Origin of the sequence: Nostoc sp. WHI (assembly GCF_015714725.1) — a bacterium.
Lineage (GTDB): Bacteria > Cyanobacteriota > Cyanobacteriia > Cyanobacteriales > Nostocaceae > Nostoc.
In genome coordinates this window covers 56,275-66,991 of sequence record NZ_WBKM01000356.1, presented here as the reverse complement: position 1 = coordinate 66,991, position 10,717 = coordinate 56,275, and the positions used below count along the sequence as shown (strand labels likewise).

General features: G+C 40.5%; 11 protein-coding genes and 1 pseudogene. 8 read left to right on the top strand and 4 right to left on the bottom strand.

Annotation, left to right across the window (positions count from 1 at the left end):
- Positions 1 to 570: 570 nt before the first annotated feature.
- From F8S12_RS36970 to F8S12_RS36940, 7 genes are all read left to right on the top strand, one after another.
- A complete protein-coding gene (locus F8S12_RS36970; protein ID WP_196521301.1) occupies positions 571 to 828 on the top strand; it encodes a DUF2281 domain-containing protein in 258 nt (85 codons plus the stop codon).
- Between the two features lie 58 nt (positions 829 to 886).
- The gene (locus F8S12_RS36965) at positions 887 to 1,144 is read left to right on the top strand and encodes a DUF2281 domain-containing protein (RefSeq protein ID WP_196521300.1); all 258 of its coding nucleotides are present in this window, start codon (positions 887 to 889) and stop codon (positions 1,142 to 1,144) included.
- The gene (locus F8S12_RS36960) at positions 1,144 to 1,566 is read left to right on the top strand and encodes a type II toxin-antitoxin system VapC family toxin (RefSeq protein WP_196521299.1); all 423 of its coding nucleotides are present in this window, start codon (positions 1,144 to 1,146) and stop codon (positions 1,564 to 1,566) included. Before F8S12_RS36965 ends, F8S12_RS36960 begins: the two co-directional genes overlap by 1 nt.
- Positions 1,567 to 1,577: 11 nt before the next feature.
- The gene (locus F8S12_RS36955) at positions 1,578 to 2,870 is read left to right on the top strand and encodes a restriction endonuclease subunit S (RefSeq protein ID WP_196521298.1); all 1,293 of its coding nucleotides are present in this window, start codon (positions 1,578 to 1,580) and stop codon (positions 2,868 to 2,870) included.
- Between the two features lie 148 nt (positions 2,871 to 3,018).
- Positions 3,019 to 6,195: a type I restriction endonuclease subunit R gene (locus F8S12_RS36950; protein ID WP_196521297.1), complete on the top strand. Its 3,177-nt coding sequence runs from the start codon at positions 3,019 to 3,021 to the stop codon at positions 6,193 to 6,195.
- Positions 6,192 to 6,542, top strand: coding sequence for a M48 metallopeptidase family protein (locus F8S12_RS36945; protein ID WP_196521296.1), 351 nt, complete (start codon positions 6,192 to 6,194; stop codon positions 6,540 to 6,542). The genes F8S12_RS36950 and F8S12_RS36945 overlap by 4 nt, the downstream gene beginning before the upstream one ends.
- Before the next feature lie 175 nt (positions 6,543 to 6,717).
- Complete coding sequence (locus F8S12_RS36940; RefSeq protein ID WP_196521295.1) at positions 6,718 to 7,356, top strand: Uma2 family endonuclease; 639 nt, start codon at positions 6,718 to 6,720, stop codon at positions 7,354 to 7,356.
- A 50-nt stretch (positions 7,357 to 7,406) separates the two neighbouring features.
- Here the strand turns inward: F8S12_RS36940 and F8S12_RS36935 are convergent, their stop codons facing one another.
- Together F8S12_RS36935 and F8S12_RS36930 are read right to left on the bottom strand one after the other, a co-directional pair.
- Complete coding sequence (locus F8S12_RS36935; protein WP_196521294.1) at positions 7,407 to 7,562, bottom strand: hypothetical protein; 156 nt, start codon at positions 7,560 to 7,562, stop codon at positions 7,407 to 7,409.
- 29 nt (positions 7,563 to 7,591) lie between these two features.
- Positions 7,592 to 8,044, bottom strand: a pseudogene (locus F8S12_RS36930) (peptide ligase PGM1-related protein); the annotation flags it as partial.
- 725 nt (positions 8,045 to 8,769) lie between these two features.
- On the opposite strand from F8S12_RS36930, the gene F8S12_RS36925 reads away from it, so the two are divergent.
- Positions 8,770 to 9,438, top strand: coding sequence for an AraC family transcriptional regulator (locus tag F8S12_RS36925; RefSeq protein ID WP_331001490.1), 669 nt, complete (start codon positions 8,770 to 8,772; stop codon positions 9,436 to 9,438).
- Between the two features lie 325 nt (positions 9,439 to 9,763).
- On the opposite strand, the gene F8S12_RS41385 is transcribed toward F8S12_RS36925, so the two are convergent.
- Together F8S12_RS41385 and F8S12_RS36920 are read right to left on the bottom strand one after the other, a co-directional pair.
- A complete protein-coding gene (locus F8S12_RS41385; protein WP_230968530.1) occupies positions 9,764 to 9,931 on the bottom strand; it encodes a hypothetical protein in 168 nt (55 codons plus the stop codon).
- The gene (locus F8S12_RS36920; RefSeq protein ID WP_230968529.1) at positions 9,931 to 10,686 is read right to left on the bottom strand and encodes a hypothetical protein; all 756 of its coding nucleotides are present in this window, start codon (positions 10,684 to 10,686) and stop codon (positions 9,931 to 9,933) included. The genes F8S12_RS41385 and F8S12_RS36920 overlap by 1 nt, the downstream gene beginning before the upstream one ends.
- Between the last annotated feature and the right edge of the window lie 31 nt (positions 10,687 to 10,717).

Genomic DNA, 10,717 nt, shown 5'->3' with positions numbered 1-10,717 from the left:
AGGAGAGAGACTTTGAATTTTCCCCCTTCCCGTGTCGGGAAGGGGGTTAGGGGGTTAGGTTTTAGTGGACTTATCCACATAACGTGAAAAGTCAGAACGCACCCCAATACTTTTCGGTTAAGGTACACAGTCTTTAATGATCCCCCTTAGTCCCCCTTAAAAAGGGGGAAATAGAGCCATTCTGAGCAAGCCTTTTTAAGGGGGGTTGGGGGGATCGAGTCTTATCCGAAAAGTATTGGAACGCACCCTACGAAACTACTAAAAGAGTTGAAACCTATGCTGGTCATACTTGTGTCTACACCCTAGCCTATAAGGAGAGAGGCTTTAAGGCTTACTTCCAACGCTAATAGGGAAGGGGTTGGGAGTTAGAATATTCGTAGGTTGGGTTGAGGCTTTGCGAAACCCAACAAACCCTGCAAAATGTTAAGTTTCGTTCCTCAAACCTACTTACACATTTTACGCTAGCTGATTTTTGAATATTTAAATTTGTCTGCAATGAGTAATATAGTGTAAATTGCTAAAGTTTCAATCAGCTACAAGGCTCTTATTGTTTTTCTCTAGGATACAGCAATGACTCAAGCAATTGATCAAGAACAAATAATCATTGATGAATTTAGAAAATTATCTCCTGAGAAACAGCAGCAGGTAATTGATTTTATTCAGTTTTTGCAGTATAAGGAAATGCAAAAGCAGGATGTACAGCATAAAGAAGAAAAAGAATCAATTTCCGCCTATGAAGCAGCCAAAGAGTTTGCTGGTTGTGTTGATGGAGGCCCTGGTGATCTCGCTACGAATAAGAAGTATTTAGAAGGCTTCGGTTGGAAATGAGAAAAAGGTACTTTTAGTTAAAAATATTATTATTTTTATTTTCATTGAGGATACAGCTATGACTCAAGCAATTGATAAAGAACAAATGATAATTGATGAGGTTAAAAAATTATCTCCTGAGAAGCAGCAGGAGGTATTAAATTTTATTGAATTTTTGCAGTTTAAGGAGATGCAAAAGCAGGAGAAAATTGAGGATAAAGCGGGGGAAAAACAAGTTTCCTTTTTAGAAGCTGCTAAGGAGTTTATTGGATGTGTTGATGGAGGCCCTGGAGATTTGGCGACTAATAAAAAGTATTTAGAAGGGTTCGGTAGGTAGTGAAGCAAAATATCATTATTGATACTGGCTCTCTAGTTGCTTTAATTAATAATCGGGAACAATATCATAGTTGGGCTACTAAAGAAGTTGCTAATTTAGCTTACCCTTTCTTTACTTGTGAAGCAGTAATTAGTGAAGCGTGTTTTATATTGCGAGATTTTTATGGTGGTGAGGATACGGTTATGTCTTTACTAGATACTGGTTTAATTCAAATATCTTTCCGTCTCACTGACGAAATAAGAACGGTTAGAGAGTTGATGAAGCGATATCAGAATGTTCCGATGTCTTTAGCTGATGCGTGTTTGGGAAGAATGAGTGAGTTGATTAGTGGTAGTAGTGTATTAACTCTAGATAGTGATTTTCGGGTTTATCGGAAGAATAAGAATGAGATGATTGATTTGATTATTGCTGATGGAATATGAGAGGGTTAGGGATGGACGAGATACAAATGCTGCCTCATTGGAAAATTGTAAAGTTGGGGGATATGGTTAGAGAGTCTATCAGAGATGGTGTACACCAAACTCCAACTTATGTAAATTACGGTATTCCTTTTATTAAAGGTAAAGACATTTTTGATAATAAGGTAAGTTTTGCAAACTGTTCTTATATTTCTTTGGAAGAACATTTAAAAATTAGCAAAAAAGTAAAGCCAGAATTAGAAGATATTTTATTAACTAAAGTTGGAACAGTAGGAAACGTTGCAATTATTGAGACATCTAAGAATTTTAGTATATTTGTTCAGGTTGCTTTAATAAAGCCAAAACTAAATGAAGTGGATTCTAGATTTTTAATGTATGTACTTCATTCTAGATGTGGTCAGGAAGAAATAGCGTCCAAATCCTCTCAGTCAACTATGCGTTTTATAGGAACGCAAAAAATAGCTACGATTAAAATTCCTCTTCCCCCACTTCCTGAACAAAAAACGATCGCTCACAATCTGCGAACCATCCAGAAAGCCAAAGAAACCCGTCAGCGAGAGTTAGAACTGGAACGGGAACGCAAAGCTGCACTGATGCAGTATCTCTTTACTCATGGCACTCGCAATGAACCCCGCAAGCAGACGAATATAGGCAAGATTCCAGAGAGTTGGAAAATTATAAAACTGGGTGATTTATGTTCTGATGGACTAGGAAGAATTCAAACCGGCCCTTTTGGTAGTCAACTCCATGCCTATGATTATCAACCTATTGGAATTCCTGTAGTCAACCCAACCCATTTACGTTTTAACTCTATATCTGAGGAAAATATACCGCGTATTAGTAAAGAAAAAGCTGATAGTCTAACAAAGCATTACCTTCTTGAAGGAGATATTTTAATAAGTCGTCGTGGTGATTTGAGTCGATATTCATACATTAGTAAACAATACTCAGGTTGGTTATGTGGTACAGGTTGTCTTCTAATCAGATTAAATCATCCCAAAGTCAATAATTATTTTTGCTCTATTTTATTTTCAACAGAGCTTATACAAACTTATTTAAGATTAAATGCTGTTGGTAGTATCATGCCAAATTTAAACACTAAAATACTTCAGTCTATACCTTTAAAAATTCCAGAAATAGAAGAACAAAAAAAAATTGGTGAGATATTGCATAACTGCGATCGCAAAATTCAAGCCCTAGAAAAAGAAATCACCCTTATCGACGAACTCTTCCACGCCATGCTAGAACAACTGATGACAGGTAAAATTTCCACCCAACCCTTAACGGGAGCAATGCGATTTTGTTAGATCGGACTTTAATTCTCAGTTAGAGAGCTAGATTCTCAATAAAAACAGTTATTTAGCTGCGATCGCACCTCTAGATAGGTGATTTAGTACCCGAATTTTAACCACCTCACAAAATCGCATTGCTCCCACCCTTAACCGACATTTACGTATGAGCGAAGCTTCCGCCGTGCAAAGACCAATGCTGAAATATGCCTATCAAATTGGCTGGGAATACCTAACTTCAAAAGAGGCATTACAACGGCGGGAAGGAAAGGGAGAGGAAAAGCTCAAAGAACGCTACTTTGCCGATGTTCTTCGCACTCAACTAATTAAACTAAATCCTGGCGTTGTCACCTCTAACAACATAGATGAAATTCTTCGCCGCTTGCGAAATATTGACAACACCATCGAAGGCAACCGCGAAGCTTTAAACTGGTTGCAAGGCAAACAATCTATTTTCGTCGCCCAAGAAAACCGCGACAGAAACATTACCCTCATCGACTTTAATAACCCAGAAAATAACATCTTCCAAGTCACAGATGAATGGTCGCAAAAAGGCGTAAAATTTCCCAACCGCGCTGATATTATTTTTCTAATTAACGGTATCCCCGTCGCCATTGCTGAAACCAAAGGAGAAAAGAAAACTGATGGTTTAGCACTAGGAATTGACCAAATTCGCCGCTACCACAACCAAACCCCCGAATTGCTTGCCTTTCCCCAAGTTTTTGAAGTCACAGAACTCTGGAATTTCTGGTATGGCTTAACCTGGAATACCAACCGCAAAAACTTATTTGAATGGAAACTGACCTCTCCCCTAACCCCTCCCCTGCAAGGGGAGGGGAACAACAATATTACTCCCCCTTCCCTTGTAGGGAAGGGGGCTGGGGGGTTAGGTTCCATCCAAGAAGGCGACTATGAAGAGAAAATCAAAACCTTCTTCGACCATCAACGCTTTTTAGAGATTCTCAGATATTACGTTGTTTTCCTCGAACGCGATGATGGCTTAACTAAAGTAGTTTTACGCCAGCACCAAACCCGTGCAGTCAAAAAAGTCCTGCAACGTATGCAAGACCCGAATAAAAAACGGGGGCTAGTTTGGCATACCCAAGGCAGTGGTAAAACCCTCACGATGATTACAATTGCCGCCCAACTCAGCAATATTAGCGGCGATAATACCGTAATCATGATTATTGACCGCAACGAATTAGAAAACCAACTAGACAAAAACCTCAAAGCATACAGCATCAAAAGCTATGAGGTGGCAAACAGTAAAGCAGACTTAGAAAAACTCATCCAAGATGATTATCGCGGGTTAATCGTCGCCATGATTCACAAATTCGACAAGATGAAGGTAGAAAATAAGCGTTCTACAATTACCGTCTTAGTCGATGAGGCACACCGTAGCACAGGTGGTAATTTCGGCATATATTTGATGGCTGCCCTCCCCAACGCCACATTTATCGGTTTCACAGGTACACCTGTCAGTAAAGCAGCTAAAGGACAAAGTACCTTCCAAACTTTCGGCGAACCTACTGACCCAAAATACAGCCTAGATTCCTATTCAACCGCCGACTCAGTACGAGATGGCACAACCCTAAAGCTAAATTATGCCCTTGCTAAATCAGAGTTTCGCGTTCCCCAAGAAATTTTAGAAAAAGAATTTCTCCAACTCAAAGCCGCAGAAGATATTAACGATATAGAAGAACTGGATGGCATTCTCGATCGCGCAGTTAAATTAAAAGAGTTTCTCAAAAGTGAAGATAGAGTAGATAAAGTAGCTAAATTTGTCGCCGAACACTTCCGGGACTACGTTGAACCAATGGGCTTTAAAGCCTTTATGGTTGGTGTAGATCGGGAAGCTTGTAGACTTTATAAACAAGCCTTAGACAAATATCTCCCTGCTGAATACTCAACAGTCGTCTATTCCCGAACTACAGCCGAAGGACTGCGCGAGTACAACCTGACTGATGCCCAAGAGAAAGAAGTCCGCAAAGCCTTTATTAAAAAATCCGTCGTTTCTGCCAGAATATCCTTACCGGATGCAGTCATCGACTTTATCGGATTGCGACCGAAAGATTTTAACTACACCACCAAAACCCTAAGTTTTACAGGTTATTGTTCTGCTGAAGATGCCCAAAATTTAGAAACCCTTTGCGGTGGCGATGCTGATGCTGTGACAAAAATTCGCCAACTTTACGAGGACTACCGCAAAGCATTGCCCAAAATTCTCATTGTCACCGAGAAACTATTGACGGGGTTTGATGCACCGATACTTTATTGTATGTATCTCGACAAACCCATGCGGGATCACGTTCTCTTGCAGGGAATCGCCCGTGTGAATCGCCCCTATGAAGACGCAGAAGGTTTAGTTAAGCCTTACGGCTTTGTTCTAGATTTTATCGGTATCTTTGGCGACAAACTAGAGCAAGCCCTGGCCTTTGAGTCAGGAGAAGTTAACGACATCATCCAAAATGTTGATGTGATCAAAAACCTCCTGCAAACCATGATGGAAAATACTGCACCTGAGTATTTACCACTAGCTAAGGGATGGGACGACAAAGCAAAAGAACGCGCTGCGGCGCACTTTGCAGACAAAGATTTGCGGGAGAAATTCTTTAAATTTGTCCGCCAATTACAATCAATTTACGAAATCCTCTCTCCCGATCCTGATTTGCGCCCCTTCATGGAAAATTATCAAGCGATCATCAGGCTTTACGGAACGATACGCGCTGCTTATAATACCAGCCCCTACATTGATATTGAACTCACCGCTAAAACCAAAGAACTGGTACGCCGCAACGTTACAATCGGCGAGTTGGAAATGCCAGGGACAATCCACGAACTCAATGCCCAACAATTAGAACAATTCCGCCAAAATAGCACGACGGATACAGTAAAAGTTCTAAACTTAAGTAAAGCACTGTTTAGAGATGTACACGAGCAAAGTCAGCGATCGCCTTTTTTGATTTCCATTGGCGAACGTGCCGAAATTATCCGCGCCAGCTTTGAAAATCGCCAAATAGAGGCGCGCGTTGCTTTGGCTAGACTAGATGAAATTGCCAATGAATGCGTAGAAGCAGAATCAGAACGGCAACGGCTCAAAGTTGATGAAAACACCTTTGCCATTTACACTGTCATCAAGCAAGCAGTTGATCGCCTTGATATCAACCAAGCCGAAACCATCAACGCCATTTATGGCAACTTCCCTGATTACTGGTGGGATGCGCGTCAGGAAATTGATTTAAGAACCGAACTTTACGCTACTATCTATCCTATTACAAGCTCAGTTGAGCAAACCATTGAAGTCACCAACAACCTGCTGAAACTCCAACGAGTCGAATCATGATTGCTAACTGCGACAATCCAAAATCTAAAATCCAAAATCCAAAATGGAAAGACGCGCAAGCACTTAAGGACGCTGTGGGAGAATGGAGCGATCGCATTAAAGTCCAAGTCAAACAAATTCAACTCCGTCCAATGAAGCGCAAGTGGGCATCTATTTCTACTACAGGACGCTTAACGCTGAATACTGAACTGCTAGATTTACCAAAAGAATTGGGTGAGTTTGCGATCGTTCACGAACTTGTGCATCTCCTCGTTCCCAATCACGGTAAGGTGTTTAAGTGCTTTATGTCTGCTTATCTGCCTGATTGGGAAGAAAGAGAGAAGCGATTGCAGGGCTTTGTGGGGTAATGCGGGAAACTGCCTTTAAAGGACTTATATCGTTATGGTTTTAATACGGACAAGAACCTTAAAGTCTTGTAGCGTAGTAAACGGAACTTTACAGACTATTTGCTGCTATATAAAACATAGGCGCGTAGCTAAAATTATGGCGGAGATTGAAGCAATTTTGGAGCAGTGATTGATAATGTTAGGTTTACTAGAAAAGTTTAGCCGCTTGGAAGAATTAATGAGTCAATCAGCATTACAGAATATTGATTCTGACCAAATTTTACTTATAAATGGAATTAGCTGGGATATATATGAGAAACTATTACAAAGTTGCGAAAATACTTCTCATTATCGCTTTAAGTATTTAGAAGGTACTTTAGAAATAATGTCCCCTAGCCGTCGTCATGAGTTCGATAAAAAGATTATTGCTTTATTGCTAGAAACTTATTTTTTAGAAACAGGTATTGATTTTTATCCTCTCGGTTCAACTAGTTTTAGAAGAGAAGCAGCCGCTAGAGGTATAGAACCAGATGAATGTTATTGTTTTGATTCGGAAAAACCTGTTACCGATCTTGCTATTGAGATAGTTGTGACAAGTGGGGGAATTAATGATTTAGTTATTTATCAAGGTTTAGGAGTACCGGAAGTTTGGTTTTGGCAGAATAATCAGTTTTCATTATATTATCTGCGTAATGATAAATATGAGCAAATATCAAAAAGTGAATTTTTACCAGATTTGGATTTGAATTTGTTGGCAAGTTTGGTTACGTCTGGTGAAAAACCAAGAGAAATAATATTAAAGTTTCTTCAACATATCCGTGGGGGCAATTCATGAATTGCCCCTAAAATAACAGATGCAATTAAGCTTAAATAAATCCCCATTCCTTAGTTATGTTCATCCCAAGCCACGGGAAAGGAGTAACCTGAAAACGCCGAAAAATCGTGATTGTCGCTGCGGGTTTCTTGATCCAAAACTTTGATAACTTTGTTATAAATGTCTTGTGCTTGTTGCGGGGAATCACCGATACTGGTTAATCCCAACTTGCCAAACTGCGAAAGGCAACCCATAAGCAGATCATAAATGATTTGTCCAGCCTCAAAGCTTGATGAATCCGCTCTAGCAAGCGGGGGCGTTCTAAAATCTTTTGGCTAAGGGGTTTAAGGGAAGAATCGTAAGTAGAAAGTAGCAGCAAGCGATTGCGAGCATGAGAAAAGGGAATTCCTGGCAAAAGTTGCAGATAGTAATCAATGATACTAGGATGCAACGGTACTGATGTTACATAAACTAGCCGAGTCCGGGGATTCCGCAACCGAATTAAGGAAAATAGTAATCTTTCTTCATAATGTTCGCAGCCTTCAATCTTTTGGAGTTCACGCCGGTCGAGGCTCAGTGAGGGAATAATTAAAATATCTGCCTCACTATTGTCAAATAGCTCGATGGTTTTCCAGCGATCGCGCAGGGTTAATTGTAAGTGGCGAAACTTTTCAACCTGTTCTAACTCGGAAATATTCAGTGTTGCCATAACCCCTGCCCTGTATCCAACCCAATACTGCTCTACTATTCTGTATATCCCAAGTCAACCTTCTTTAGCAGAATTAAAAATTAAAATTAAAATCTAGGATTTGGGGACATAGTGCTTTCTCTAAAAGCCCGCGAACCATCACTGATACTGGACTCTCTTTTACAAACCACTCAAACACCTAACCCTAGCAACATTTTTTTCTCTTACCTATCGTCTCTGCCTCACTCATCTTTGACTTTTTAGCCTAAATACTACATTTGTCTGTGCAACCTTAAACTTCAAGGGGAGAATGTCACAGGAAAAAAGAACTTATCTTTATCTTAAGTTTCTTATCTTGAGTTGCAAAACTTGTGCAAAGTTAGCAAAATTAACTGCAACAGGCATTCAGTGAATCAACCACATAGATGAGGGTGCACTAAGATGAGCAATCAGCAATGCTGCGAAACTTTACATTCGTTTACATTGCCTCTGTAAATGCGAGCAACTTAGTCTTTAGTGCGACGTTTATGCCTTTGATGAATTGCTGTATTGGATCAGGCATTGACCAAATTAGTTATCAGTGAAGGTTTATAAATGAATGGAGAAAAAGTATAACATTAAGCGAATTAATTTCTGGAGGTTAGCTGAGAGTTTTCATGAAATGAGAAATATTTAGACTCTACTCTAGTTGAGATTATTTGAAATGAAATCCAAGTGTATTTAATACAATGAATGAGGCTAAAGTGGTGGACTCTAACTACTTATTAAATCCCATTGACTCTTATAACGTTAACATCGCTGTTAATACGGCGATACTGACAAGTTTTGAAAAGTTCTTGCTTCAGTCCCAACCTTTGTTAAACCATGTTTTTCGATTTATTGAGACAAATTATCATAATTCAATTAGTCTTAGAGAGGTGGCTGAGGCGGTCAGTCGGTCCCCTGCCTACCTCACCGACCTTGTACGGCGAAAGACTGGAAAAACCGTGCTCTGTTGGATTGTTGAGCGTCGTATGGTAGAGGCACGCCGTCTGCTTGTCGAAACAGACCAGTCGGTAGAGCAGATTGCTGAAGCTGTAGGCTATCTAGATAGACGTCATTTCGGTCGCCAATTTCTCCGGCTCCACAATACAACCCCGCAAACATGGCGAAAGTCACATCGGAGTAAGAGCATACTATATTGGCAAAGAGTTCCACAAAATGCAAACTCAACCGAATTAATCAACCAGGAAACCACAACTGTGAGTTTTGCGGAAGCTCAACGGTTGCAAGCCTGTATCCAAGAAATTGCTGCGATTTTTAATAAGAGTACTGTTGCTGATGAAGTACTTGTGTTAAAAAGTGAAAATGGTTCTGTTGCAAAAATAGATAATCGTTTGATACAGATAACCTTAGGCTCAACTTGCCAATTGTGATGAAATCATTTTTGACTTTTATTTAAGTCTGGGAAATGCGACAAATTCTCCATTTCTACAACGCAGACTTAGAATACGGCATTCGTGTTGTTCAAGGTATTGAACACTGATTTAGGTCAATCAAAATATTTCGAGTTTTCTAAGAAATATTTAGGTTAAATCCTCATAAAATATAACAAGTAATTTTGGCTTTAGTTACTGCGGTAATTAATAACAACCTTAAAGAAGCCAAAAACTAATCGAAACTGGCGTAACCGTTAACCAAGCACAAGCTAGCCGCAAGACCTATTGATCCCATGTGAATAAGCTTGCGGCTGGCTCAATTTTAGTCAATTTTTAATGGTAGGGGGCGATCGCGTCCTTCAACCTTAACACTTGGCCACTTTGGATCAAAAGTCAGGTTTTCTAGCTCTCCATCCTTCAGGATGATAAAAGTATCTTCAATCTTGGCTCCTGGTAAACTTGGGTTCCACGCTACAGCCGTGTTTTCCACTAAATTTTCGCTGGTGGTTGGATTGGCGATGATTTCACGAGACAGATAGCCTGTGGTTCCTCCTTGGTGATGTTGACGAATGCACAAAAAACAAGCATTGCTGCATGTCCCAGCACCTCTTGTTTCGGCGTGGCATGACGGTATAGTGGAAGACGCCTTTCTCCAGCGACTAACGTTAAGGCTGGATGTAGCCCTCTTGACCACAATGCCTCTGCACCTGCTCCAGCTAATTGGTACTCTGTCCAAGTAGGCTGGGCTTTTAAAAGTACTTCAGTCATGGCTTCACTTGCTAAACGCCCCACTCGCCGATAGCGCTCCAATTCTATTGGCATAATCACCCGCTTCTGATTTATGAGTGACAAAAGTAATGGATTTTCATGGGCGGTGGGAATGTCACTCAAAATCTTTCCCCCGTTTGTGACCTCACGCACGAAAGACTCGCGGGCAACTTTATCAGCCCAAGGATTAATGTGCAGCTTGTAAAGACGATCTGGCGACTCTTCTTTACCCGGAAGTTCTTCATCCTGTAGGCGTTGAGCTTCAATCTCATCAGTTAATATCCAGGCTTCTTCAGCAGTTACCAGGACTTCCGCTACTCCAGTGTCAGTAGCAAGCAGCACAGTATTAGAAGCACCACTGGTAGACCAAGCGAACCAATCTGAACCACGCAATCGCATCCCCATTGCACCGGTCTCACTCAGGGCTTTTCGCATTAGCCCCAGCTTGTAAGAAATTTCTTGGTTGATCGAATTCATAGTAAGTCGAAATAAGTCAGTGAAAAACTAC